Consider the following 23,410-nt stretch of genomic DNA (forward strand, 5'->3'; position numbering starts at 1 on the left):
GTTGATTCAAGCCTAAGCCTGCGGAATCAGAAGATTCAAGGGCGAAATCACATGCCGCCTGCCGGCGTGCAGGCTGGTTGCATGAACCCGCCGAGGAACGCGGCCAGTTCGTCCTGCCCCCCAATGGCAGCACTTGCGCGACATGCCGGTTGGGCCGCATCAGAACAGCGCACCCCACCTGGAAAAGCCGGATGACGGGCGCGGAATGGAACGCCTTGCCGACGGTCATTCCGCGCGCTTACGCAGGGAACTGGCCAAGGACCGACGCGTCAGCCGGGACAGGCTGCGCCGCTGTCGATCCAGGCGCGGGTCAGCTTGCCGAACAGCTCTTGCGAACCGGGTGCTGGGGTTCGGCCCTCGCCCGGGTCCCAGCCCCAGCCGACCAGCCCATCCTGCGCATTGTGTTCATAGAGCTGTTCCAGCGTCCGACCCCCATTGCGTTCGGGGTCTTTCAACTGCGCGCAGATCGCGCCCAGCCCCAGTCCCTGCCACCCCATGCTGACCGGAGCCAGCGCCCAAGGCTCATGGCCGGGGATCGAACGGTGGTTCGCGGTCAAAGCCACGTTTTCGGTTCCGTGGCAGACGTTGCAGTTCATGCCCGCCGCGCCGAAATCCGCCTCTCCACGCACCACGGGCGGGCTATGGGGGTGCATGTCGTCGCCCTGCGTCGGCCCGCCAGTGACAGGGTGGCAGTTCAGGCAGCGGGGATGGGTCAGCACCTTCCCCATCTCTTCGAAGATCGCGGCCGAGCGTTCCTTTTCATCCTTGATGCCCTCAAAGGCTTCGGGACCTGAAAGGTCCTGCGCAAAAACGGGTGTCGTGGTGAGTGCAAGGGCCAGCGCCGGGATCCAGCGCCGCATCATGCCGTCGCCCCGACAAAGGGAAGGCTGTAATGACGCTCGCCGCCAAGCGCGCGCAGGGCATTTGCAACTGCGGGTGCCAAAGGCGGCACCCCCGGCTCTCCCACTCCGGTCGGGTCGGCGTCACTGGCGATGATGGCGACCTCGACAGCGGGCATCTCGGATATCCTCAGCATGGGATAGTCGTGGAAATTCGACTGTTCGACCTCGCCCCCGGGGGCAAGGGTGATGCGGCTGTGCAGGGCCGCGCCAAGCGCATATCCGATGCCGCCCTCCATCTGGGCGCGGATCACATTGGGATTGACTGCGATTCCACAATCGACTGCGCACCACACGCGCGAGACGCGCGGCGCGCCGTCGCGGGTCTCGACCTCGACCACCTGCGCGACATAGGTGCCGAAACTTTTTGCCCAGGCGACACCATAGCCCTTGCCGTCGCGGGTCGGTCCGGTCCAGCCCGACATCTCGGCCGCCTTCTCGATCACTCCACGTTCGCGATTGGCTTCAGGCGGCAGAAGCTCCAGCCGACCTTGCACCGGATCCTTGCCCGCCGCCTCAAGCACCTGGTCCAAGAAGGTCTCGACCGCATAGGCCGTGTGCGTATGGCCGACCGAGCGCCACCATAGCACGCTGACGGGGCTTTCCATCTGCGCCCAGCCGATCCGGCGCGCACCAAACTGATAAGGCAGCCCGGTCGAACCTTCGAACGAGGTGTTGTCAGGCCCGCCCTTCAGCATCGGCTCCATCGCCGTTCCCTTCATGATCGACTGGTTGGCGACCGTGTTTTCCCAGCCGAGAATCCGACCCTCGGCGTCGATTCCGGCGCGGAAACGGTGCACCGTCATCGGTCGGTAATAGCCGCCGCGCAGGTCATCCTCTCGCGTCCAGACCAATTTGAAGACCCCATCCCGCCCCGCAGCCTTGGCGACTTCGGCCGCTTCGGCAGCAAGATGCGCGGTCCCCTGCGCGCGGCGGCCAAAGGATCCACCTGCCAGCAGCACGTTGATCGAAACATCCGTGACCGGCACGCCCAGAACCCCAGCCACAGTCGGCCGGTCGATCGAGGGGAACTGGCAGCCGAACCACATCTCGGCCTTGCCGCCCTTGAGTTCGATCACCGCATCAAGCGGCTCCAACGGGGCATGGGCGAGGTATGGGAACAGATACTCGGCCTCGATTACCTTGGCGGCGCTGGCCATGGCCGACATGTCGCCCTTTTCCTCGACCGTCAGCGCGCCGGCGTCCAGAGCCTTGCGGAAGCTTTCGAACATCGCGGGGGTGCCACGCGTCTCGGCGGCGGAATCGTCCCATTCGACCACCAGCGCGTCGCGCCCCTTCATCGCGGCGAAGGTATTTCGCGCATAGACGGCGACGCCGGTTGGAATCTGGCGCACCAGTTCAACGCCGGGCACCGCCAGCGCTGCCTTGTCGTCAAAGCTGGCGACCTTTGCCCCGAACCGCGTCGGATGCGCGACCAGCACCGTCAGCATCCCGTCGCGATAGATGTCCAGCGTGAACTGCGCTGTGCCATTGGTCTTGCCGGGCGTATCCAGTTTGGGCAGATCATGCCCGATCAGCACGAAGTCGGCAGGAGATTTGATCGGCGGATCCGCGGGAACCGGGATCTTGGCCGCCGCCTCTGTCAAGGCACCGAAACCAGAGCTTTTCCCGCTGCCCGCATGCGAGACGACACCAGCGTTGACGGTGATCTCGGACGCGGGGACCCCCCAGCTTTCTGCGGCGGCCTCAACCAGCATCGCCCGCACTGCCGCCCCGGCCTTGCGCATCTGGATGAAGCTATTGGCAATCGCAGTCGATCCACCCGTGCCTTGCGCGCCAAACAGGGTGTTGGCGTAAAGTTCGTCATTGGCAGGCGCGCCTTCGGCCCGCATCTGCGACCAGTCAGCGTCCAGCTCTTCGGCGACCAGTGTGGCAAGGCCGGTATAGGGGCCCTGTCCCATCTCGATATGCTTGATCAGAACGGTGACAAGGTCATCCTTGCCGATGCGGATAAAGGCGTTCGGGGCAAACGGCCCCGCCGCGGCGACCTGCGCCCGGCCAGTGCCCAGGGGCAGCACCATACCCAGCGTCAGCCCGGCACCTGCGGCCAGAAAGCCCCTGCGCGTTGTCGAGAATCCCATGATTAGCCCTCCAGCGTCTTGGCGGCGTCGTGGATCGCCTGCCGGATGCGAACATAGGTCGCGCAGCGACAGACATTGCCCGCCATCGCGTTGTCGATGTCCTCATCCGTAGGCGCAGGCACCATCTGCAGAAGGGCGGTCGCGGACATGATCTGGCCGGATTGGCACCAGCCGCATTGCGGCACGTCGATGGCGGTCCAGGCAGATCGGACGGCCTCGGCCTCGACGCCTTCTATCCCCTCGATGGTGGTGATCTCGCTGCCGTCCACCATGCCGACGGGGGTGACGCACGATCGTCGCGGCATCCCATCCAGCATCACTGTGCAAGCGCCGCATTGCGCGATCCCGCAGCCGAACTTCGTGCCCGTCAGGCGAAGTTCGTCCCGCAGGACCCAAAGCAGCGGAGTTTCCGGGTCAATGTCGAGATCATGGTCCCGACCGTTCACACGAAGAGTTACCATGCCTGGCCTCATAGCTGGGCGGAAGACCTGATGATGCCCCTGTGACGGCCGAGGTCAAGACCTATCTCCAGAAAGGTCGGGTGCTCAGCAGCTCCTGATGTGCGCGCACCGCCGCCTTCAATTCCGACCGCTTGTCCTTGTCCTGAAGCAAAAAAGCGGCTTCTGGGTCGTCCAGAACACCCAGCTTTTCAAGCAGGATCGGCGCGGTGGCGCGGTCGTTCAACACCCCCATCAGATCCTGGAACGACGCGAGTGAGGCCAGGAACTGCCTTTGCGGCTTCGCCATCGCCTTGCGGGTGCATATTGGTGCAAAGAAATCAGCGGCATAACGCAATTTCTTCGCCGTCTTTCTAAGTTCGTGCCGGTCGCTGTCCTCAAGCTTGGCAAGATCCCGGCCGAATTTGCGCATCTTGTGCAGATAGCGATCAAGTGCCCCCGAGGCGAGTTCCGGCAGGCGCGAGGCACGGGCGTCCGCATGGTCGCGGTCCTGCAACCAGTCGCCATCCTGCAGCCATGCGGCCAGGTCCACCATCAACAGGCGCGAGCGGCTGTCGCGCAGCGTCGCCAACACGCGCTCATGTGCGCGATCGCGCATCGGCAGCAGGCGACCGCGCAGGCTTCCGGCCCGCAACCGACCAACCAGAACGTCCAGATCCCGCGCCTCGGCCAGTTCCTGGGCCAGCCAGCGCAACTCGTCGCCAAGCGCGCCAGCCGCCTCGGCACCCAGCATCGGCCGGAAGATCGAAAACGCCGATCGCAGGCGACGAATTGCGACGCGGGCCTGATGCAGCGCTTCCTCGGAATAGCCGCAATGAAGCAGGTCTTCGTTCAGGCGATAATGGTGAATGCAGTTGCAGGCGATTTCGCGGAACCCCTGAACGGCGTCCATGTCCCGGCTCAGAGCGACCTGCTCGGCCTTGGCGTAGCCAGGCAGAGCGGCAATCAGCCTTTCCCCCCGCTGGACCGGGGTCATGGCCGAGATCCGCAGGGGAACGATTCCGTCCAGCTGACGCACAAGGGTCAGGACGGTTTGGCTGGTCCCGAAAAGCCGCAGGTCGCAGAACGGCGCGAAACGGTCCGCGGCGGCAAGCATCCCGCGATCCAAGTTGATATGCAGGGGCGCGCTGCCTTCGACCAGAAGCCAGCTGTGGCGTTCCGCGAACAGGGCAAAACGCGCCGGGCCGATGTCCTCGGCGCCGGGCGTCGCCGCGCGACCCGCTTGCCGTTCGATTTCTGCTGCCAGCAGCGCGCTGGCTCCCGCAGTATCGCCGGTGCCGGGCGGAACCTGAACGGTGATGTCGATGGCGGTCATGTGTGCTCCGGCGATTGGCTATGCCGACCATACTAGGCCCGTGGCGCCCGTCCCGTGCAAGAGGGTCGGCGTCGCGCCACGCCACCCGGATCAGCGCGGGTCTTCCACCGCGATATAGACAAGCTGGTGTCCGCTATAGGCGGCCTGAAGCCAGGTATCTCCGCAATGCTTGTAGATGTGGTTGCCGACTTGCACATCCGCGCATCCCGAAGGCGCGCTTCGGACCATGGTGCCAATGGCCAGCGCAGTCGCGGCGCCCCACAGAAAATCGTCGTCGTCGTCCCAATATCCCGGCCAATAGGGACCGGGTGGTGGCGGCGGGTGGTGATGATGCCCGTCAGGCGGTGGCCCCGGCGGATGGGGCGCGGGCCCCGGATGCGGCCCAGGACCGGGTCCAGGCGGATGTGGCCCCGGACCGGGATGCGGCCCCGGCGGATGCGGCGGATGGCCCCCGCCCCCGGCGGGATGGGGGCCACCACCGGGATGGGGCGGACCACCGCCCATCCGGCCGGCCATGTGATCTCCCATATGCCCCCCGCCCATGTGCCCCCCGCCCATGTGCATTCCGCCCATATGGCCGCCACCCATGTGCATTCCCCCCATGCGCAGGCCACCAAAACCGCCGCGAGCAAGGGCCATGGGCGCATGGACCACACCGCCAATGGCGGCCAAAGCGGAAACCGCCAGGACGAATTTGCTGCTCACACCCAGGGTCATGGCTGCTTTCCCGCATCGTCCGGCGGAGCGGCCGCAAGGAAGTCGATACGCCGGGCACCCTCGGGGGGTGCATAGTTGAAGATATCGTCGCCGAACTCGCCCTGCTCGGTCCAGGCATAGGTGGCGATATAGCGTGGGCGTGCCGGGTCGTGCCGGTCGGTCAGTGATACCCGCAGCGGCAGGGGCGAACCCTGCGTTCCGATCCAGACCTCCCAATCCTGATCTTCGGTGCGGAAAGCCCAGTGATCGGTCTCTTGCCCGGCGATCGTGGCCTTGCCGACCAGGAACGCCTCGGTCACCTCGTCGACCGGCTCGTCCGGGGTGCCCCATTCGAACAGGTCGGCGGCGGGAAAGGACAACGCGTATTTCTGGGCCGCCTCGGCCAGCAGGTCATGGATCGTCGACGGGGGATTCTCGATCAACGCGTAATAGGCCTCTTCCGGCGCAACAAAGGCCGCCTGCTTGCCGTCATAGTACAGCTGCCGCTTCACCACATCCGTGACCAGATCGACCCTCAGATGGTCGGGACGGCTGACCTGATAGGTGATCTCGCCCCCGATCAGCAGCTTCTGCTCATCATCAAGGACGATTTCCATTTCCGTATCCGCCTGCACCGCGAAGCGGTCGAGCGTCGCCAGATGTGCCCCCATCTTGCGCAGCGCATCGATCGCAGCAGGCTCTACCGCGTCTTCGGCCCATGTCGGCCCTGACATCGCTGCAAGAAGGATTCCCAGAACAAGCCGCTTGCGCAGACGCATTTGTCCTCTCCTCCGGTTGGTTCCCGGTCAGATCATGCGCATCAGACTACAATGCCGAATGCGAGTCCAGCGCGACCGTCAGAAATGCGCGGTGACGCCGATGACGGGGCCGCTGAACTCAAGGTCCGCATCAAGCCCGCCGATCTTTTGCTGGACATCCATATAGCGGTATCCGGCCTGCATCGACCATCTTTCGTTGAAATGATAGCCGACCGTCACCAGTCCCTGCCAGGTCGACACGTCGCTGCGGGTCTGGCCATAGTCGAAGAAGGTTGTGCCGAACCAGTTCTCGTTGAAGGGCACGATGAAGCGCCCGGCCACCAGCGGCAGCACCCAGCTGCGGTCACCGCCAAAGCTGTGGTCGTCACCACCAAGGTCCCCCGACTCGAACTCGGTGCCAAGATCGATCTTGAAGGCCCGCAGGCCCAGACCGATATCCGCGATCAGGTGGTCGCTTTCATACGAGCGGTAAAGGCCATAGCCACTAAACGCGGTGACCTCCGCCTGCACGTTTGCCTGCGAGAACACCTCGCCGAAAGGCGCGTCCTTGCTGGTCGAAAGCTTGGTGTAAAGCAGGTCCAGCAGCACGCTCCACTGGTCCTTGCGCGCCTCGAAAGCGCCCATGAAGGCCATATCCAGATTGTCCAGGACATTGCCGCCCGTCGACTTGCTTTCCAGTTCGCCGAAAGGCGTGTCGACCGTCGCGCCAAGACCGGGCACCCAGGCATAGATCGAGGCCGAGAAGTCCCAGCCCCCGTCCTGTGCAAGCGCCGGAATGGGCAGCATGCCACAAAGGGCCAATATCGCGATCTTCTTCATCGAAAGCATGTCCTTTTTCACCGTCCGTCCCTGGGCCGCAAGGCAGTTTCCGCCCATTCGGGCAGCCGCCACGGCGATCCGCGCATCTGGTCCCAGCGCGGCTGGGTCTGCGATCTTGCATCGGGTCTTGCGCGGTCCGGCGAGGACAGCGGAATTCCAGAATTCCAGAGTTCCGCTCCAAGTCAAGTGAGCGCAACCGGATGCCGGAACAGCGTGTCCTTTCGCGCACGCAATAATGGCACCTCGCGGCGGGTCACTCCCCTGCAAAGGGCAGGCCGACCGCAAGGATACGCTGGGCCGAACGGCCGGATATCGCGCCGCCAAGACGACCGCGATCCCCGGCAAGTCGTGTCTGGATAAAGGTCTCGGCAATTGCAGGTTCAGCGGAATCGACCAGCGCGGCCGCTGCCAGAAGCAGGGCGCTACGTTCGGCGAACCAGCGTGCCTCAGCCTCGGGGACATCGGCGCCCCAACGCGCGCGATGCTGGGCCAGTGCCGCATCCAGCGCGGGGTCATGCCCCTGAACTGCCTCCAGCCGCGCCGCCAGCATCCGTGCGGCCAGCGGATCGCGCGCCAAGGTGCGCAGGACGTCCAGGCAGATGATGTTGCCGGAGCCTTCCCAGATCCCGTTCAGCGGCGCTTCGCGATACAGGAGCGGCAAGGGGGTATCCTCGACATAGCCCATGCCGCCCATGACCTCCATCGCCTCGGCGACGACGGTCGGGCACAGCTTGTTCGACAGGTATTTCGCCAGCGCGACCCCGATCCGGGCAAAGGCGCGATCCTCGGGGTCCTGACCGTCGAAGCTTTGCGCGACAAGCATGCCAAGGGCCAGGCTGCCCTGCCAGTCCAGCACAAGATCGGCCAGCACCGCGCGCATCAGCGGCTGGTCGACCAGACGGCGTTGAAAGGCGCTGCGATGGCTGACCCAATGCACCGCCTCGCGCAGGGCGGCACGCATCAGGCCGGCGGGTGCCATTGCGGTATCCAGACGCGTGTGGTGCACCATCTCAAGGATGGTGCGCACCCCGTTCCCCTCCTCACCCAATTGCCAGGCAAGGGCGCGATCATACTCGATCTCGGCTGACGCGTTCGAGCGGTTACCAAGCTTGTCCTTCAGCCGCTGCAGGCGGATTGCGTTGCGCCCCTGGTCCAGCCAGCGGGGGACCAGAAAGCAGGTCAGCCCGCCCGGAGCCTGCGCCAGCGTCAGGAAGGCGTCCGACATCGGGGCCGAGCAGAACCACTTGTGGCCGGTCAGCCGCCAGTTCGCGCCATCAGCCTCGGCCCGCGTGGTGTTCGCGCGGATGTCGGAGCCGCCCTGCTTCTCGGTCATCGCCATGCCGACCGTCACGGCCGCCTTCGACGCCATCGGCTGGACCGAGGGGTCATAGCGATCCGACAGCATCCGGTCGGCCCAATCGCCCGGCAGGCCCGACGCGGCGCGCAGCACCGGATAGGCGGCATAGGTCATGGTCAGCGGGCAGCAATGCCCCGGCTCGACCTGGCTTGCCAGATAGACCATCGCTGCATGCGTCCGATGCCCGGCCTCACCACCTTGCCACGCGACGGCATGGTACCCGGCAGCGACCGACATGCTCATCATCTGGTGATAGGCGGGATGAAACTTCACCTCGTCCAGCCGTCGCCCGCCGCTGTCGAACAGGCACAGTTCGGGCGGGTGGCGGTTCGCCTCACGCGCGGCATCGCGGGTATCGCAGCGGCCCAGCAGTTCACCGTATCGCGCCAGAGCATCAACACCTGCCCCATCGCCGGGCAGCATGCGGCGCAGGGCCGGATCGTCCTGCCAAAGATCGCGGTCGCCCGCCGGGGCGGGCTGGTTCTGGACCTCATGGGTGTGCAGCCCCGAGACCCCGTCAAGCCTGGCCATGACCTCCTCCTGATCGTTCACGTTCAAGTCTAGGTCATGACAGCGCGCGAGTCGCCCTGTTCGCATGCGGGGGCTTGCGCGACCGTGCCGATGCTGGGAGCCTGTCCCCATGACCCGGCAAAGGGACCCGCCATGAAACCGAATGTTCTGACCCCACCGCCACCGGACGCCGAGGCGCGCAAGGCGGTCCGCCCCGTCATCTGCTATCCGGTCGAGACGCTGCCGCGGCCCGATCTTGACGCGTATCGCGCCCTGCGGGACGGGTTGGAGCCGGTGGCCCGGGTCATCATTCCCGCACGGGATGCGCGGTGCTGGTCCATCCCGGCCGGGCATTTCTGTCGCATCCATTGCCATGAAGGCCCGCAGGTCGGCGACCTGAACCTGTTCAACGCGACGAATATGGCCGAGCGGCTTTATACCGGCAAGACACGGGCGTTGAACGGCACGCATGTCGGCCGGGGCGATCAGCTTTTCTCGAACCTGCCCTTCCTGCGACCGATGGCGACCATCACCCACGACACGCTGGATTGGTATGGCTTCGACGCTTTCGGGGCCGCCGTCCATGACGTCATCGGGACACGTTGCGACCCCTATACCCATAACCTACTCAGCGATGGCGGGATGTATCATCAATGCTGCCATTCGAACCTGACCCGCGCCCTTGCCGATCACACCGGCCTGTCGCTCACCGAGGCCGAGGCCCATGTCCATGACGTCCTGAACGTCTTCATGTGTACCGGGTTCACCCGCGATACCGGTCAGTATTTCATGAAGGCCAGCCCCGTCCGTCCCGGCGATTACCTTGAATTCTTTGCCGAGATCGATCTGCTCGCCTGCATGTCGGCCTGTCCGGGCGGAGATTGCTCGTCCGAGCATTCCTCGGACGCGGCGAACTGTCACCCGCTGGCGGTCGAGGTGCTGCGCCCGACCGGGCCGCCCGTTGGCTGGGCCCCGCTACCGGTCAGCGGTTATGACCGCAGCCACGGCCGGGGCTAGGCGCCTGCCCTAATCCCTGCTTGCGCCCAGTCGGTCCAATGCACGCCCAAGCCCAGTGGCGTCCGCGCCCAGCTCGGCCAGAAGCTGGGCCTGAAACTGCTCGGCCAAGGGGGCCAGCCGATCCATCAGTGCCTTGCCGCCCGGCGTCAGTTTCAGGACGATCAGGCGCCGGTCGCGGTCATGGCCCGACTTGCAGACCAACCCCGCCCCCTCAAGCCGCGAGGCGGCGCGGCTGACCACGGACTTGTCGAGATTGACCCGGCGATGAATGTCGCGGACGCTGACTTCGGCCGATTGATCGAGATGGGCCAGGACGCGCCATTCGGGAATGCTCAGCCCGGCCTCGGCCGCGTAAAGCGCGGCGAAGCGGCGGCTGACCTGCGTGGCCGCCACGCTCAAGCGATAGGGCAGAAATTCCTCAAGATGAAACGGCATGGCTGGTCCCGAATTTTTGCCTGCAACGACACCAGATTTCGCGTCCGCACAAGTGTGGATTGACGTCGTTGCTGATGCAACGGTATCTTTGTTGCACAAGCAACGACCTTCGCCGGAGAAGGAGGAGTTCCGATGACGGTTCAGCACATGCCCCCACCCCTGACCCGCGCCAGCAGCAGCGTGGGCACGCTGCCCGGATACATGCCGGGCTTTGGCAATGATTTCGAAACCGAGGCCCTGCCGGGCGCGCTTCCCCAAGGCCAGAACTCCCCCCAGAAATGCAATTACGGGCTTTATGCGGAACAGCTTTCGGGGACCGCCTTCACCGCGCCACGGGGCAAGAATGAACGGACCTGGTGCTATCGCATCCGACCCTCGGTCCATCATACAGGGCGTTTCGCGCCGATCGACCTGCCCTATTGGCGGACGGCGCCGAATATCCTGCCCCATGATCCGCATCGCCGGAACATCATGTCGCTTGGTCAATATCGATGGGATCCGATCCCGATGCCCGACAGTGATGCGGACCTGACCTGGATCAGCGGAATGCGGACGATGACCACCGCAGGCGACGTGAACATCCAGGTCGGAATGGCCAGCCATGTCTATCTTGTCACCCGCTCAATGCAGGACGAGTATTTCTTTTCCGCGGACAGCGAATTGCTGGTCGTCCCGCAGGAAGGTCGCCTGCGCTTCTGCACCGAACTTGGCATCATCGAGATCGAACCTCGAGAGATCGCGATCCTGCCGCGGGGACTTGTCTATCGCGTCGAGGTGTTGGACGGACCATGCCGCGGTTTCGTCTGCGAGAATTACGGCCAGAAATTCGACCTGCCGCATCGCGGTCCCATCGGCGCGAACTGTCTTGCCAATCCGCGCGACTTCAAATGCCCTCTCGCCGCCTTCGAGGATCGTGAGACGCGTTCGCGCGTCGTCATCAAGTGGTGTGGGCAATTCCACGAAACCTGGATCGACCACTCGCCGCTGGACGTGGTGGCGTGGCATGGCAATTACTGCCCCTACAAATACGATCTGCGCACCTATGCCCCCGTTGGCGCGGTGCTGTTCGATCACCCCGATCCGTCGATCTTCACCGTTCTGACCGCGCCGTCCGGGCAAGAGGGGACCGCGAACATCGATTTCGTGCTGTTTCGCGAACGCTGGCTGGTGGCAGAGCACAGTTTCCGCCCGCCCTGGTATCACAAGAACATCATGTCCGAGCTGATGGGCAACATCTACGGCGTCTATGATGCAAAGCCACAGGGCTTCGCACCCGGTGGGATCAGCCTGCACAATTGCATGTTGCCGCATGGCCCGGATCGCGACGCCTTCGAAGGGGCCAGCAACGCAGAATTGCAGCCCCAGAAACTGGACAACACCATGTCCTTCATGTTCGAAACACGCTTCCCCCAGCACCTGACCGAATTTGCAGCCCGCGAAGCCCCGATGCAGCAGGAATATATCGAGGTCTGGGACCGGCTGGAAAAGAAGTTCGACGGTACGCCCGGCGTCAAATAGCCCGCCTAGCGCAGTTGCGATTTATGCGGCGGGTCAAAGGCAAGGATCTTTTCGCTGGACAGCTCCCACTGGTTCAGCCCGTCCAGGCATTTTTCAACCTCGCTTTGGCGTCCAGTGACCTTGATCGTGCCGGGAATGACCTCCTGGGCCTTGACCGATTTCAGGTGATCCAGCACCTCGGCGGTTTCCTCGCGCGTGGGATCACCCGCCTCGGAATAGACGAGGACGAAATTGCGAATGCTTCCCTGACGTGCGCTCATCTTCAAAACCTTAGCCGATCAAGCCGGAGCCTTCGTATTCCTTGCCGAAACCGATCGGCTTCGCATGTTCATTTGCCATCCGGATGATGTCGTCCGAGCGTTGCTGATTTCGCGCCGCCGCGACAAGCGCGGGATTGCGCGACAACAGCCTGGCAAACAGGCCCGCAATTGCGGGAGATGCCATCGACGTTCCGTCCATCACCCCTTTGGCCCTTGCATTGACCCAAGATATAATACCAACGCCCGGACCGATAAAGTCCAGTTCCGGGCCGATATTGCTGAAGCTTGCGAAGAACCGCTCGCCGATCGGGGCGGGTCGCGCGGCGACATTGCGCCCGGTGATCGCGCCTTCGGGCCAGCTTCCGATGACACCGCCCGCGGAAACCGCCATCACCGCCGATGACCGCGCGGGATAGGACACTGCCGACATGTAGTCGTTCCCGCTGGCGGCGATGCAGACCGCGCCCATCGCCCGCGCGCGTCGCGCCTCGCGCGTGATGGCGATCGGTTCCAGCGGCTGGCCAAGGCTCAGGTTGATGATGTCGCAGCCATCGTCGACCGCCTGACGGATCGCGCGGGCAATGGCGAATTCGCTGGCTCCCCCCTCGCCCCGCTCGAACACGCGATAGGCGTGAAGCTGTGCCGCCGGCGCGATCCGGGCCACGATTCCCGCGACATGGGTGCCGTGCCCCGAGCCATTGTCGAACCATTCGTCTGCAGGTTCGGTGCCGGTGGTGTTCAACCCACCGGCAAGGTTCAGGTCCGGAGCCGGATCGACGCCCGCATCGATGATCGCGACCCTGACGCCGCGGCCGTCATCGTCGCGGGAAGGCTTGACCATGCGCGACAGCGCATCCTGAAAACCTTCCCGGATCGGGGGGACATGGATCATCACCGATGTTTCCCCCGCGGCATCGACCGCAACATTCTCGGCCCCGCCCTGCCAATAGCCCGCATGGGGCGAACAGATGATGGCCGCTATCCGATCCTGCGCCGCGGGAAGCGCAGTGCGGAACCATCCCTCGGCATCCGTTCTGACGCCCGAGATCCCGAAACCCTTCTTCGGGTCCAGCAGCACGACGATATCGGCCTCTGCCACCGGCTTGCCGCTATCGGCGTCCACACAGCGCAGGGCCAGCGACTTCGCCGTCCGAAAGGCGGCGGGCTTGGCCTGCTTGCGCACCAGTTCAAGCTGGCCAAGACGCAGCGGATAAAGCCTCAACTCCGGTCGCACCCGCAGGCCCGGATATGCGCGTTGCAGCACGAATGCCTGCTCGGGGGTCATGCTGACCAACGACGCCTCATCGACGCCGATCGAGTCGATCAGACGGATCGGCCCGGCATCCGTATCCAAGATGCGCTGTGGCGGCCGGGTCGGCGGCCGCTGCCCCTCCCGCGTACCGGTGGGCAGGCTGGCCGCCATCATGGCTGCCCCATCGCCCCGGAACAGGTGGCGGTGCATGGTCTGGAACAGTCGGAAACTTGTCGTCTCCATCCGGTCGTTGAAGACATTGTCTTGCGGCAGGACGACATATTTCCGCGTTTTTCGGGCCATCGCGCACTTCCTTTTTGAGCGCCGCTGCAATGCCGGGGCTGGGACCACCAGAAAACCTCGACATCCGGCGTGGGGTCAAGCGCCGGCAGAAGATAGCGCACAGAAATGATGTTCTGAATTGTTATCAATTGATTATGGATGAATCACAGAACTTTTCTCTTCATCGTCGTGGTCTGACAACCAGAACGCACAAAACAGACAAATTTAACGCATCGCGCGAAACGTGCTATATTTGATCTTCGGGAAGGAGATTCGAGATGAAGATTTTATATGTTGCCCTTGTGACGCTTCTTGCCCTGACCTCCGTCGGTGCGATCACGACCGATCCGGTACAAGCCGGGCCGTGCGATCCGAACGTTCAGCGCTGCTGACCGGCCGGGAACAAGGCGTCCATTTCAGTACGAGCGAATTTTAGACTGTAGTTGTCATTTGGTGCGGAGGGCGCGTGGAAAATCCGTGGCCTGCCGGGGTTCCGTGGTCGTTATGGACCTATAACCAGCTTCGGGCGGAAGAGCTGGCACAATTGCCGATGATGGGGGTGAAGTTCACCTCGGCGTTTCTATACGCCTTTGCCTTTGGCTGCGTATTCGTCGCGATATTCGCCTGGCAAAGGTTCCGGCGCAAATCCGAGGTCCATTCGGCATCGCGCGCGCTGACCAACCTTAGCCCCAGCGATCTGGGCGGCAATGGTGCACTGGTCCGCGCCTATTTCATCTATGCCGGATCGATCCTGCTGCTTTATGTATCGCTGACCTTTTTCGGCAAGCTGATCCTGCAATCGACGCAGATGATCCCGGTGGCCGGGATCAAGGTCGATCTGGACGAGTTGCAATTCGACAGCCCGCAATGGCCCTTGATGCTGGCCTTCGCCTTTGCCGGACTCTCGCAGATGCTGCCCCCTGTCGAATTGACTGAAAGCTGGCTGCGCAATCGAGCCTATCGCGCGGTCGGCATTCCGGTCCGGCTGGAACAGACCATGCGCAACCTGATTGTCACGCTGGAACGGGCCTGCGCGGCCGGCAAGGGCAAGGGGGAGCTGGGCACCAAGCTTGGACAATATCACACGCAATGGAACGCCTCGATGCGGCATCACGACTGGCTGGTCGAGCTTGCCGACCAGCGCCAGTCCCGCATCGACGAACTTCTGTCGCTGTTGTCCCAGCTTGAACTGCTGGTGTTCTGGGCCAAGACCGCGCGGGGCAGCTGGCCTGGACATGAAGTCTCGCAGGAGGTGCGCCAGATCGAGCGCGACTTCGTCAAGGAAGCCGATCTGCTGCTGAACGAATTCCAGCAACGCATGTCCGAAAGCCCGCCACAGGGGAAGGAAACCGACACGACCGTGCGCAAGACGCGGTTCAATGAATATATCGGCTCGGCCTTGGACCGGGCGCAGGCGCTGCGTTTCGACCTGGTCAGCATCCTAGCGATCTTCCTGGAACGCGACATCAACAGCCCGGACACAGACGCCGCCACGGCCAACCGCACCGTCACCGATCTGGCGCTGCAGGAACTGCTGGTCGAAACCGAACGCCCCGACACCTCTGGCACCGGCCCGGAATCCGGGCTGTTCTTTGCGATCCTGACAGTCTTCGTGATCTATGCAGCGGCGGCGTGGCGAGGCCTGCAAGAGCCGATCGGGCAGTTCGTCGACGAAAGCAACCTGTACGGGATGCTCATCACCGCACTGGTCGAGACGCTGCGCATCGCCTCGCTGACATGGTTGCCGCTCCTGGCCGCGTTTTCCCTGCGCCAGTTCCTGTGGGACACGGGCGACTGGGCGCGCGCGCGCAAGTCCCACAGGCCAAACAATTACCTGTCCCAGATCCTCAGTTGCCTTTGCCTTGGGATCTCGGTCTCGCTGATCGGGCTGGTCTGTGTGGCAGCCCTGCGAGCGTTCTTCGTCGCACCGAACGCCACCTATTTCTACAGCCTGTTGTTCAAGGGAGCGGTTCCGTTCCTGCTTTACTATCCCACGCAGGCCGTGGTCCTGATCGTCCTGATCCCGGTCGCACTGATGTCGGCGGACCTGCGCGCCTCGACCTCGATCCGGCTGTGGTATGGCGTCTTCTGCGCGGTGGGCGTCGGATTCCTGTCGGTGCAGCACAGCTATTTCTGGAACGGCAGCCTGTCCTTTCACTGCCCCGGCCTGCGCGTCATCGCGACGCTGGACTGTGCGCGACGGCTCGACCTGGTGGGGCATGTCATTCTGGTGATCCTGGCCTTCCTGGCCGCAGGGGTCTTTGGCGAATTGCCGGAACGGACGCGGATGCAGCCCGCGCGCGTTTTGCCCCGCAGCCTGCCGGTGATCGCGCTGCTTGCGCTCTTGCCCGCGATGGATGCACGGGCGCAAGTTGCCCCGCCCCCCGAGGAAGTGGTCGTGGGATTTCGCGCCGACGCGCCGCCCTTTTCCTATCGCGACCGCAACCGCGCGAACCCGGCCGAGACCCGTCCCTTCAAGGGTTTCCTGGCCGACCTGTGCTTTGACATCTTTGCCGGGGACGATCGCTATCGGATCAAGGCCGTCCCGGTGACGGCCGAGGACCGATTTTCCCGGCTGCGCGATCCCGATTCTCCGCCCCCGCCCGGAACCGGCGTGGCGGAGGCCGAGCCGATCGATATGCTTTGCGATGCCGTGACCATGCGGTTTTCGGACCGCGAACGCGCGGGACGCGGGATCTATTCCCCCATCGTCTTCGCCTCGGGCGTGTCCTTTCTGGAACTGGTCTCGCGGTCTTCGGGCGAGGTGGTGATCGGCTACGTCCAGAACACGACCGCCCGCGACGTCGCACGCAAGGTCTGCGAGATCGACTATTTCAAGGCATTGCTGCCCCCGCAGCGGTCCCTGCTGTTCGAACGTTGCAACCTGCTGTGGCACGCGGCAGTGGCGATCGAACGCTGGAACCGCTTCAGCAATCAGGTCTATGGCATCGGCATGGCCGAGGACCGGGCGCTGCTGCGACAGGAATTGCAGGACCTGTCCGACGTCGCCGAGCGCCTGCAAAAGCTGGCCGCCAGTCCCGAGATGAACCTGTCGCCTGCAACGCTGGATCTTGCCCGGCGCGTCACCGACAATCCGGCCTTCGCCGATTGCGCAACCGCGGGAACCAATGCCTGCCCGCAGGCCATCTCGCTGATCTCGGACCCTGTCTGCGCCCTGGATTACCAGCCGCCGCCACCCGGTCCGCGCCGCCAAGCGTTTGAGCAGGCCCCCTGGCCCGATTATCATTTCTGCCCCCGCCAAAGCCATGAGGATCTGATCCGCTGGCTTTGCACCGCCCACGGCACACAAAGGCGCGTCTATATGGGTGATCGCGAGTTGATCCTGGGAAGGCTGGAATCCTGGGTCCGCGTCAATGGCTCGTGCAATATAGAGCGGCCACAGGGTGCGGAATACCTGTCCTATGAGCCCTATGCCTTCCTGATCTCGTTGAGCAATCCAAGGCTGGTGCAGTTCGTGCAGCGTCGCATCCACGAGATGTTCTCGAACCGGACCGAGATGACCAGCCGCTTCGCCTCAAGCTTTCCGGGACGCGAGATGTCGCCTGCGCTGGCCTATCTGTTCCTGCTGAACGCGGTCGAGAACGAAGAGAATTATGGCCTTCAGCCCCGGTTGAAGGGCGACGAACCGGTCCCGGCCGCGCCAGACACGACCGGGACGACAAATTGATGGCTCAGGCAGGTTCCGGCCACATCCGCCCGGCGGGGATCAGGCAGGCCTGAAGCGCGTGATAGATGTCGGGCTTGCCGGGAAAGATGCCGGTCGCGGGCCGGCCTGTGTCATCGATCTGGTGGAACCACCCACCGTTCCGATGATCGATGAAGAAGCGGTCGGCGAAGCCCCAGCAGCGTGCATACCATTCGCGATAGAACGTGTCGGGGCGGCACTGGTCCAAAGTCCACGCGGCGGCGATCCCCTCGGCACAGGGCCACCACAATCGCCAGTCGCGCGAAACCGCGCCGTCCTGACCCAGCGTATAGGCAAAGCCCCCTTCGGGCAGCCAGCCCAGTTTGACCGCCTGCCGGAACAGTCCGTCAGCGGCTTCGGGCATCCAGTCATGCACGCGCCCGCCCCGGTTCCACAGGTCCAGGACCAGCCTGCTCCATTCCAGCGCATGGCCCGGCGTCGTCCCCGAGGGGCGGAACATCGCATCCCCGTCGAAATCCGGGTCCACGTGCCAATCGCGCGTGAAATGTTCGGGGACGACCCAGCCCGCTGCCCGCGCATTGCGATTGAGCAGGCGCTCGGCGATCCCCGTCGCCGCGACAAGACAGGACGGATCGCCCCAGGTGGCGTGCGCGGCCAGCAGCGCCTCGGTGAGGTGCATGTTTGCGTTCTGGCCGCGGTAGTCCAGACCGTTGCGCCAATCCGCATCGAAAGTGTCGCTGACTGCACCGAAATCGACGTCCCAGAAATGCGCGCGCAGCGGGTGCATGGCCAGGTCGCGCAGATTTTCTGCATCGGGGTGCCCGACCCGCGCCGCCGAGGCCGCCGCCAGCAGGACGAAGGCATGGCCGTAAGCCTGCTTCAGGCTGTCGACCGGCCCGGCATCATCGACCGACCAGAAAAAGCCGCCGTGCACGTCGTCATGCTGGGGGCCAAGCAGCCAATCCATGCCGTGATCGACGATCTGGCGGGCCCCCGGATAACCCTGTGGCACCGCCAGCGCATAGGAATGGACCATCCGGCAGACGTCATGCAGGGCGCGCGCCGCCCCGCGTCCGCGCGGCTCGTCCCCACTGGGCTTGCCCTCCAGGTCCAGCGGGCGAAAGCCGCCCGTCGGATCCAGCGCCGCCGCGTGGAAATCCCACAACGCCCGCGCCTGGCCGTCAAGCCAATCGGCGTCCGGGATAAGCGGACGGGTTTCCTCGGTCATCAGTTCCTCCCTTTCCGGTTTCTTGCCCCGTTGCCGGGGATTAGGCGCCAGCGGCCTTCGCCGCCTCGGCCGCACGGCGGCGTTGCTCGGCCGCCAGCGCCGCGGCACGGTCCGAGGCCCCCTCTTCGTCGTCGCTGGCATGGGCGGCCACCTGCACGGTCGGCGATGCGAAGTCGATCCCGTTTTCCTGGAAGGCGTCGCGGATCATCTTGTAGGCACGGCGCCGGATCGTCGACAACATCGGGGACGGATGCAGGATCATCGCGACGGCAAGGGTCATGCCGTAATCGGTGAACTGCTCGACCCCTTTCATCTTGATGGGCTGGATGAACAGCGGTCCGAATTCGGGATCCTCCTGCAGGGTCTGGCCGACTTTCTTGACCAGCCTGCGGACCTTTTCGATGTCGGTGTCGAAGGGCACATTGATCAGGAACTTGTCCTTGGACCAGTCGCGGCTCATGTTCTGCACCGCGCCAAGCGTGCCGAAGGGCACGGTGAAGACCGGTCCGCGATGGTGGCGCAACCGGACCGAGCGCAGCGAGAACCCCTCGACCACGCCACGATAGCTGCCGCTCTGGATGTATTCGCCCACACGGAAGGCGTCGTCGATCATGTAGAAGATGCCGCTGATCACGTCCTTGACCAGGGTCTGCGAGCCGAAGCCGATGGCGACGCCAAAGATCCCGGCACCGGCGATCAGCGGCCCGATCTCGACCCCCATGCCAGCCAGGACCATCATCAGGGCGATGACAAGGATGGCTGCCCCCGCGACTGAACGGAAAATCGGCAGCAAGGTCCGCATCCGGGCCGTCTTGGCCAGCGCGCCCGGATCCTGCGAGGCAGCGGCGCGGGTCAGGCTGTCCGAGATCATGGCGCTGAGCACGTGCCAGCTGAGATCGGCCAGCAGCAGGATGATGACGCCGCGCAGCGCGCCGCTGATGATCATGCCCATCGTGTCCTCGTGCATGATCCGGCTGGTCGGATCGTTGCGAACCAGCCAGGCCAGCCAAAGCGCCGCACCGATCAGAACCAGCGCCCGCGCACCGCGATCCAACAGCACCAGCCGCATCGCGTGACCGCGCGCCATGTCCGTCCGCTGCGGGACGATCCCGCGGACGATGCGCGTCACCTGCCGCAGCAAGGGTGGCAACGCGACGGCATAGACCGCCAGCCAGAAGAACAGCAACGCGCCCGCGATTTCAAACAATGCGATCAGCGCCAGCCAGAAGGTCAGGAACAACCGCTGCTTCCGGCCGGCAGCGGGGTCGGCCAGTACGCCCGGATTGCGCCACAGCGTCACCGCCGTCATGATCAGCAGCGCCAATCCGGTCAGGTAGCGCAGCAGGATCACGCAATCCATCGGGGCACCCAGCACCCCTGCCGAGTGGCTGATGGCCCAGCCGCCGACAAAAACGACCGCCATCTGGGTGATGCGACGCAGCCAGAAACCGCGCGCTTCGGGTCGGGTCGCGGCGTCGGGAAGCGCAAAGGACAGGCGTACGAGCGAACGGATTACCCGCACGAACATCACCGCGATCAGCCAGGGCTGTACCAGCGGGCCCAGCGGGTCCGGCCCACGCAGCAGGATGTGCAGGACGATCACCGTCAGCACGAAACCGGCAAGCGGCAGCATTCCGTTCGCGATACGCTCCATCTGGCGCGGATCGGTTGTCGGGCCGGGTTCGGCAATTTCGGGCACGGGCGGCAGAGCGGAAACGGGAACCCCGATCTGTTCGTCCGGGGGCAATGGCGAAGGCGGCGTCGCCACCAGTTCTGCCTCTGTCACCGGCGTGGGTTCGGCCACCGGTTCAGCGGGAACCGGGGGAGCAGATTGCTCGGCCGCAACCGGCACCGCGACCAGCGGTTCGGCCACCGCAGTGGTCTCGGCTGGGATGGGCAGGTCATCGGGCTTCTGCCCCGCGTCCTCGGGGATGGGGGGCAGCTTGTTTGCAAGGGCGCGCCGGCACAGCCTTTCCACGCCGAAGGCGGCGCCCAGCGTCACCGCGATGGACAGAAGGAAACGCAGCCAGCCCTCTTGCCCGATCAGCGCGAAGGCATTTTCGATGGCGTGGGCAAGGTCGCTCGGCAGATCGCGCGCGGCAGAGATGATGGCCCAGACATGCGCCTCCATCCGCGCGACCCAACGGTCCAGCGCGGAATCCATGCGCGGCCGCGCCATTCCGCCAAGGCCGCTTGCCGGCTCTGCCGGGGGCTGGGCCTTGCTCAGTGCCGCACGCAGGTCCGGATCAGCCAGCAGGCGTTGAAGTTCGTCGACCTTCTGTTCCAGCGTGGGCGGGGGGGATGTGGCGGCAGCGTCCTGCGCGCGCGCGGCACCGGTCCAGGGGCCAAGCGCCAGGACCAACGCGAGCAGCATCCATGCGACCGGAATCCGGCAGACCCCAAGCAGCGCGCCGAGGCGCAAGGTTTCGCATCTTTGCAGCATCCCAACTCCCCCAAGGTGCGGAATTTCACCCGCCCATTTGCAGCGAACCTAGCCCTTGAGCTTCAATGGCTTCAACAGGCATTTTCGATTGGCCCGCCGCGCGCGAGGAGGTGTGCTGGCATGAACAAAGGCCCTGCCAAAGACAGGGCCTTCGCAAAGGTCGGTCAGGCGCGGATCAGAACGCGCGAGACACGGACAGCTTGAAGTTCCGCCCCGGTGCCGGACCGGTCAGCCAGGTCGCGGGCGTATAGTCGCGGTCGGTGAAGTTGTCGACGCCCATATGCACCTCCAGCCCCTCGGCCATGCCCGCTTGCGGGGCCCAGGTCGCGAACATGTCGTGGACGCCATAGCCGGCGCGACGGGACCCGTCGGGCTTGTCGCGGCCCGCTGCCAGCGTGCTGCGCAGGCCTACGCGCCAGGCATCGCTGGCGGTATAGGTCGCGGACAGCGTCACGCGATCGTTCGGCAGCGTATCCAGCACCACCCCATCCTGATCCTCGCCATCGACGACCGAGACCCCTGCACCGAACTCGAAGGCGCTGATGATGTAGTTCGCCTCAAGCTCGCCACCCTTCAGATAGGCGCGGTCGACGTTGACATATGAAGGGGTCGGGGCCAGCGCGTTGGTGCGGATGATCATGTCGTCGATATGGTTGCGGAACAGCGTGACCTTCATCACCGCCTCGTCGCCATCGGCCAACAGGCCGGACCCGCGATAGGACAGGCCGATCTCAAGGTTCTTGCCTTTCTCATCCTTCAGATTGCCCGAAGGCGCACCGCCCATGAAGCTGTCGTAAAGCTCATCAACGGTCGGCATCCGGTCCACGAAGGCGACCGAGCCAAAGACCGACCAGCTGTCGTTCAGGCGATAGATGGCGGCAACCTGCGGCTCGACCGCCTCGGCATTGTATTCGTCATCGGTCGCCGTGACAGAGCCCTTGGGTTCTGTCCGCTGCTTTTCATAGCGCAGACCGGTGTTCACCGTCAGATCGCCCCAAGTCACTTCGGACAGTGCATAAGCGGCGATCGAGCGGGTATAGGCCTCGGGATGCGAGGAAGAGATCACGCTGGACGACCGGTCCTGCTTGTAGACCTCGGCTCCGGTGGTCAGGAAGTGGTCGTAACTGTCACCCGACAGGTCCGCGACGTTCATCAGCTTGAACTTCCACAGCCGATAATCGCGCTTGCCCAGCAGCGTGTCCATGATGGGTTCGTCCGGGTCGTCGCCCTGACGCACGTCTTTCATGGTGTTGGTATAGGACAGGGTTGCGGTCAGATCGACATAGCGGTTGTCCTGCGGGTTCCAGCCCCAGGTCAGCTTCGCGGTCTGGTCCCGCGTGGTGATGTCGCCCACGCCCCAACCGGTAAAGCCGGGGAACAGCCCGATCTGCGCGCCTTCCAGCTGGTTGAAGTCCTGATCGGTCCCCTTGGCCTCAAGATGCTGGTACGAGAATGCGACATATTGATCGCCGAAGGTCTTCTTGGCTTTCAGAAGCAGGTTCGGCGTCTTTGAGTTCGAACGGACGGTGGTATTGCCGTCGGCATCCTTTGTGTCGCCGATCTTGCGCCAGGCAAAGGCGGTCAGGGCCTCGAAATCCTCGGTTGGACGCCAGCCAAGCGCGACGCTGCCAAGCACCGTGTCCGGGTTGCTGGAATAGCCCAGCTTGACCTTGCCGCCCCAGATGTCGCCATCGTCCAGAAGGTCGCCGGGTTCGATCGTCTCCATGGCGATGACGCCGCCAAGCGCGCCTGATCCATACAGCGTCGACGAGCCCGGCCCGCGCAGGACCTCGACCGCGCGCAGGAAGTCGGGTTCGACGAAAAGCGAACCCTGACGGTAGGATTCATAGTATTTCTTCTCGCCATCTATAAGTTGGACGATCCCAGCTTCGGACGCGGCGGTGCCGGACGACCCGAAGCCGCGGATGTTGAACCCCTGCCCGAAGAAGCTGCCCGAACCGACGCCCGCGACCCCCGGCACCGTGGCCAGCACCTCGCCGATATGGATGGGCGCGATGTCGTCAAGCTGCTGGCTGTCGACGACGGTCACAGATTGCGGCACCGACGATGCGACCTTGGGCGTGCCCGCGCGCAGCACCAGCGGGTCCAGCATGAAGCGTTGTTCGGCGGTCGCGGGATCGGCATCCGCGACGTTTGATTGTTCCTGCGCAGCGAGCGGCAAGGCGAGCACAGAAAGACAGGTCGTGCTGGCCAGCAGCGCGACGTGAATTGAAGAACGTGACATAGGTCCCCGTCAGGCTTGTGATTTCTTACGCAAGGCTGGCTGAGGCTGGCATCTTGCGCGGGGTAATTTAATCAGACTAAAATTGTCAATGATTCTTCCGATCGCCCCCAGCCGTTCAGCCACGGGTG

At 64.3% G+C, this 23,410-nt stretch carries 17 protein-coding genes; 3 read left to right on the forward strand and 14 right to left on the reverse strand.

From position 1 onward, the window contains the following. Positions 1-269 precede the first annotated feature (269 nt). The 8 genes from ACO2Q4_RS09515 to ACO2Q4_RS09550 form a co-directional block, all read right to left on the reverse strand. Positions 270-860, reverse strand: a complete 591-nt coding sequence (locus ACO2Q4_RS09515) for an Isoquinoline 1-oxidoreductase subunit (protein WP_423318993.1) — start codon at positions 858-860, stop codon at positions 270-272. Further along, positions 860-3,001: a molybdopterin cofactor-binding domain-containing protein gene (locus tag ACO2Q4_RS09520; protein ID WP_423318894.1), complete on the reverse strand. Its 2,142-nt coding sequence runs from the start codon at positions 2,999-3,001 to the stop codon at positions 860-862. The genes ACO2Q4_RS09515 and ACO2Q4_RS09520 overlap by 1 nt, the downstream gene beginning before the upstream one ends. Positions 3,002-3,003: 2 nt before the next feature. Beyond that, positions 3,004-3,462: a (2Fe-2S)-binding protein gene (locus ACO2Q4_RS09525; RefSeq protein WP_311759121.1), complete on the reverse strand. Its 459-nt coding sequence runs from the start codon at positions 3,460-3,462 to the stop codon at positions 3,004-3,006. A 61-nt stretch (positions 3,463-3,523) separates the two neighbouring features. Next, on the reverse strand, positions 3,524-4,774 hold the full coding sequence (locus tag ACO2Q4_RS09530) for a CHAD domain-containing protein (RefSeq protein WP_423318899.1): 1,251 nt from the start codon (positions 4,772-4,774) through the stop codon (positions 3,524-3,526). Between the two features lie 90 nt (positions 4,775-4,864). Then, on the reverse strand, positions 4,865-5,491 hold the full coding sequence (locus ACO2Q4_RS09535; protein ID WP_423318901.1) for a hypothetical protein: 627 nt from the start codon (positions 5,489-5,491) through the stop codon (positions 4,865-4,867). Next, positions 5,488-6,249, reverse strand: a complete 762-nt coding sequence (locus ACO2Q4_RS09540) for a DUF2092 domain-containing protein (protein ID WP_311759118.1) — start codon at positions 6,247-6,249, stop codon at positions 5,488-5,490. Before ACO2Q4_RS09540 ends, ACO2Q4_RS09535 begins: the two co-directional genes overlap by 4 nt. A 78-nt stretch (positions 6,250-6,327) precedes the next feature. Then, positions 6,328-7,068 carry a hypothetical protein gene (locus ACO2Q4_RS09545; RefSeq protein ID WP_423318903.1) on the reverse strand — a complete coding sequence of 247 codons (741 nt, stop codon included), beginning with the start codon at positions 7,066-7,068 and terminating at the stop codon, positions 6,328-6,330. Between the two features lie 253 nt (positions 7,069-7,321). Beyond that, entirely contained in the window at positions 7,322-8,956 is a 1,635-nt protein-coding gene (locus tag ACO2Q4_RS09550; protein ID WP_423318905.1) for an acyl-CoA dehydrogenase family protein, read from the reverse strand. Positions 8,957-9,088: 132 nt separating this feature from the next. On the opposite strand from ACO2Q4_RS09550, the gene ACO2Q4_RS09555 reads away from it, so the two are divergent. Beyond that, the gene (locus ACO2Q4_RS09555) at positions 9,089-9,952 is read left to right on the forward strand and encodes an urea carboxylase-associated family protein (RefSeq protein ID WP_423318907.1); all 864 of its coding nucleotides are present in this window, start codon (positions 9,089-9,091) and stop codon (positions 9,950-9,952) included. 9 nt (positions 9,953-9,961) lie between these two features. On the opposite strand, the gene ACO2Q4_RS09560 is transcribed toward ACO2Q4_RS09555, so the two are convergent. Further along, a complete protein-coding gene (locus ACO2Q4_RS09560; RefSeq protein WP_395133227.1) occupies positions 9,962-10,387 on the reverse strand; it encodes a MarR family winged helix-turn-helix transcriptional regulator in 426 nt (141 codons plus the stop codon). A 132-nt stretch (positions 10,388-10,519) separates the two neighbouring features. Between ACO2Q4_RS09560 and hmgA the strand changes: the two genes are divergently transcribed. Then, positions 10,520-11,905 (forward strand): homogentisate 1,2-dioxygenase, encoded by a 1,386-nt coding sequence (gene hmgA, locus ACO2Q4_RS09565; RefSeq protein ID WP_395133229.1) that lies wholly within the window; start codon positions 10,520-10,522, stop codon positions 11,903-11,905. A gap of 5 nt (positions 11,906-11,910) precedes the next feature. Here hmgA and ACO2Q4_RS09570 read toward each other — a convergent pair whose 3' ends face one another. Both ACO2Q4_RS09570 and ACO2Q4_RS09575 read right to left on the reverse strand, forming a co-directional pair. Continuing rightward, a complete protein-coding gene (locus ACO2Q4_RS09570; protein ID WP_311759113.1) occupies positions 11,911-12,165 on the reverse strand; it encodes a hypothetical protein in 255 nt (84 codons plus the stop codon). Between the two features lie 10 nt (positions 12,166-12,175). After that, entirely contained in the window at positions 12,176-13,720 is a 1,545-nt protein-coding gene (locus ACO2Q4_RS09575; protein ID WP_423318910.1) for a S8 family serine peptidase, read from the reverse strand. 445 nt (positions 13,721-14,165) lie between these two features. Between ACO2Q4_RS09575 and ACO2Q4_RS09580 the strand changes: the two genes are divergently transcribed. Beyond that, complete coding sequence (locus tag ACO2Q4_RS09580; protein ID WP_423318912.1) at positions 14,166-17,387, forward strand: hypothetical protein; 3,222 nt, start codon at positions 14,166-14,168, stop codon at positions 17,385-17,387. 4 nt (positions 17,388-17,391) lie between these two features. Here the strand turns inward: ACO2Q4_RS09580 and ACO2Q4_RS09585 are convergent, their stop codons facing one another. The 3 genes from ACO2Q4_RS09585 to ACO2Q4_RS09595 all read right to left on the reverse strand — a co-directional run bounded on the left by ACO2Q4_RS09585 (position 17,392) and on the right by ACO2Q4_RS09595 (position 23,282). Continuing rightward, the gene (locus ACO2Q4_RS09585; RefSeq protein ID WP_423318915.1) at positions 17,392-18,594 is read right to left on the reverse strand and encodes an AGE family epimerase/isomerase; all 1,203 of its coding nucleotides are present in this window, start codon (positions 18,592-18,594) and stop codon (positions 17,392-17,394) included. A 40-nt stretch (positions 18,595-18,634) separates the two neighbouring features. Continuing rightward, positions 18,635-21,037 carry a mechanosensitive ion channel domain-containing protein gene (locus ACO2Q4_RS09590; RefSeq protein ID WP_423318917.1) on the reverse strand — a complete coding sequence of 801 codons (2,403 nt, stop codon included), beginning with the start codon at positions 21,035-21,037 and terminating at the stop codon, positions 18,635-18,637. Positions 21,038-21,212: 175 nt separating this feature from the next. Further along, positions 21,213-23,282, reverse strand: coding sequence for a TonB-dependent receptor domain-containing protein (locus tag ACO2Q4_RS09595; protein WP_423318919.1), 2,070 nt, complete (start codon positions 23,280-23,282; stop codon positions 21,213-21,215). Positions 23,283-23,410: the final 128 nt, after the last annotated feature.

The sequence above is a fragment of the Paracoccus sp. KR1-242 genome (genome assembly GCF_049446195.1).
GTDB lineage: Bacteria > Pseudomonadota > Alphaproteobacteria > Rhodobacterales > Rhodobacteraceae > Paracoccus > Paracoccus broussonetiae.

Coding starts and splice junctions, on each gene's coding strand:
- ACO2Q4_RS09515 (WP_423318993.1), bottom strand. CDS start 860: ATGCGGCGCTGGATCCCGGCGCTGGCCCTTGCACTCACCACGACACCC.
- ACO2Q4_RS09520 (WP_423318894.1), bottom strand. CDS start 3,001: ATGGGATTCTCGACAACGCGCAGGGGCTTTCTGGCCGCAGGTGCCGGG.
- ACO2Q4_RS09525 (WP_311759121.1), bottom strand. CDS start 3,462: ATGGTAACTCTTCGTGTGAACGGTCGGGACCATGATCTCGACATTGAC.
- ACO2Q4_RS09530 (WP_423318899.1), bottom strand. CDS start 4,774: ATGACCGCCATCGACATCACCGTTCAGGTTCCGCCCGGCACCGGCGAT.
- ACO2Q4_RS09535 (WP_423318901.1), bottom strand. CDS start 5,491: ATGACCCTGGGTGTGAGCAGCAAATTCGTCCTGGCGGTTTCCGCTTTG.
- ACO2Q4_RS09540 (WP_311759118.1), bottom strand. CDS start 6,249: ATGCGTCTGCGCAAGCGGCTTGTTCTGGGAATCCTTCTTGCAGCGATG.
- ACO2Q4_RS09545 (WP_423318903.1), bottom strand. CDS start 7,068: ATGAAGAAGATCGCGATATTGGCCCTTTGTGGCATGCTGCCCATTCCG.
- ACO2Q4_RS09550 (WP_423318905.1), bottom strand. CDS start 8,956: ATGGCCAGGCTTGACGGGGTCTCGGGGCTGCACACCCATGAGGTCCAG.
- ACO2Q4_RS09555 (WP_423318907.1), top strand. CDS start 9,089: ATGAAACCGAATGTTCTGACCCCACCGCCACCGGACGCCGAGGCGCGC.
- ACO2Q4_RS09560 (WP_395133227.1), bottom strand. CDS start 10,387: ATGCCGTTTCATCTTGAGGAATTTCTGCCCTATCGCTTGAGCGTGGCG.
- hmgA (WP_395133229.1), top strand. CDS start 10,520: ATGACGGTTCAGCACATGCCCCCACCCCTGACCCGCGCCAGCAGCAGC.
- ACO2Q4_RS09570 (WP_311759113.1), bottom strand. CDS start 12,165: ATGAGCGCACGTCAGGGAAGCATTCGCAATTTCGTCCTCGTCTATTCC.
- ACO2Q4_RS09575 (WP_423318910.1), bottom strand. CDS start 13,720: ATGGCCCGAAAAACGCGGAAATATGTCGTCCTGCCGCAAGACAATGTC.
- ACO2Q4_RS09585 (WP_423318915.1), bottom strand. CDS start 18,594: ATGACCGAGGAAACCCGTCCGCTTATCCCGGACGCCGATTGGCTTGAC.
- ACO2Q4_RS09590 (WP_423318917.1), bottom strand. CDS start 21,037: ATGCTGCAAAGATGCGAAACCTTGCGCCTCGGCGCGCTGCTTGGGGTC.
- ACO2Q4_RS09595 (WP_423318919.1), bottom strand. CDS start 23,282: ATGTCACGTTCTTCAATTCACGTCGCGCTGCTGGCCAGCACGACCTGT.